2 protein-coding genes are annotated in these 1,605 nt (G+C 69.2%); both read right to left on the bottom strand.

The genetic code is table 11. From position 1 onward, the window contains the following. On the bottom strand, nucleotides 1-709 hold a 709-nt coding region (locus JHD82_RS28900), incomplete at its 3' end, for a type II secretion system F family protein (RefSeq protein WP_199140321.1). 144 nt (nucleotides 710-853) lie between these two features. After that, complete coding sequence (locus JHD82_RS28895; protein WP_012207499.1) at nucleotides 854-1,498, bottom strand: glutathione S-transferase family protein; 645 nt, start codon at nucleotides 1,496-1,498, stop codon at nucleotides 854-856. Between the last annotated feature and the right edge of the window lie 107 nt (nucleotides 1,499-1,605).

The following is a 1,605-nucleotide window of genomic DNA, read 5'->3' as shown; positions in this document are numbered from 1 at the left end:
GCACCAGGGCGATCAGCGCGGCCCAGCCATAGCTGCGCACGAAGTCGCTGAGCGCCAGCATGGCCACGGTGAGCCAGGGCAGGGCGCGCTTGGTGCCGGCGAACACGCTGGCCACCTGGGGCACCACGTAGCTGACCAGGAACAGCACGATGACGATGGCCACCAGGGTCACGATGGCCGGGTACAGGGCTGCGCCGATAAGCTTGGACTGCAGGGCCTGGCGCGATTCCAGGTCGTCGGCCAGCCGCTCCAGCACCGGGCCCAGGCTGCCGCTGGCCTCGCCGGCGCCGATCACGGCGCAGTAGATGTCGGAGAACTCGCGCGGGTGCTGGGCCAGGGCGCGGGCAAAGGTGGAGCCTGCGTTGACCTCGGCGCGCAGCGCGGCCACGAGGTGGTGCTGGCGCGGGTCGTCGGCTTCTTCGGACAAGGCGGCCAGGGCGCGCTCTATTGGCAGGCCTGACCCGACCAGCCCCGCCATCTGGCGCGTCCACACGGTGAGCCCTGTGGAGCCAAGGACGGGGCGGGTCAGCCAGCGCGAGGCGCCGCCCTGCGGGCCGGACGCGGAACCCGAGGCCACGATCTCCACGGCCATGGGCACCAGGGCCTGGGCCCGCAGCTGGCTGCGCGCGGCGCGCGCGTTGTCGGCTTCGATCGTGCCCTTGCGGGTCTGACCTTGTGCATCCAGGGCTTCGAAGGAAAAGGCAGGCATGCGCGGCGGGAGTCGGGAAGGGCTGGGGAAGGGACGGCGTTCAGGAAACGCCAGGCGGTGATCCAACCCCCGATGGTAGCCGCTGCCGGTGACGGCTGGATGGCGAGGCGGCCGCCGCGGTGGGCGGCAGCCCCTGCCTGGCCCTTATGCCGGCTGGGCCGCGAGGTCCGCTTCGTTGAGCTGGATGGAGCGCAGCGAGGCCGGGCGTTCCATCAGCGGCTGGCCGTAATCACTGAACTCGGGCAGCGCGGGCAGCAGCTTCATCATCGTGCCCCAGCGCAGGTAGCTGGCCATGAGCACGTCGGCCGCGGTGAACTGGTCGCCGCACAGGTAGCGCCTGCCGGCCACGGCCTGGCGCAGCGTCTGCACCACGTCGTCATAGCGGCCATAGCCGGCAGACATGGCCTGGTCGGCCGTCTGCTGCTCCAGGTGGCCCTGGCTTTTGGCCGTCATCACGGCCTCGACAGGGCCGGCCAGGAAGAACATCCAGCGGTGGTAGCTGCCGCGCAGCGGGCTGTCCACGGCCGGTGCGAGCCGCCGTTCGGGAAAGATGTCGGCCAGATAGGCAAGGATGGCGGCCAGTTCGGTGATCGCGGTATTACCATGCACCAGGGCGGGGACCTTGCCCATGGGGTTGATGGCCAGGTAGTCGGCGGACTTCATGGTGCTGCCGAATTCCAGCCGCACGGGCTCATAGCGGGCGCCGCATTCCTCCAGCATCCAGCGCGTGATGACCGCGCGCGAGCGGGGGTGGAAGTAAAAGCGCAGCGGCTTGATCGAGTCGTTCATGAAGGCTCCCAGTGGTTTGAATGCATGGCGAGAAGGCCATGGGAGCGACTGTAGGAGGCCATGCTGACAGTTTTTGTCAGCAGTGGTGTCAGCGGACCGTGTAGCCC

It is taken from the genome of Delftia sp. ASV31 (assembly GCF_016428765.1).
In the GTDB taxonomy this organism is placed as follows: Bacteria; Pseudomonadota; Gammaproteobacteria; order Burkholderiales; family Burkholderiaceae_C; genus Comamonas; species Comamonas acidovorans.
Note: the sequence above shows the minus strand (reverse complement) of the source record. Positions and strands in the feature narration are given on the sequence as shown.

Coding starts and splice junctions, on each gene's coding strand:
- JHD82_RS28895 (WP_012207499.1), bottom strand. CDS start 1,498: ATGAACGACTCGATCAAGCCGCTGCGCTTTTACTTCCACCCCCGCTCG.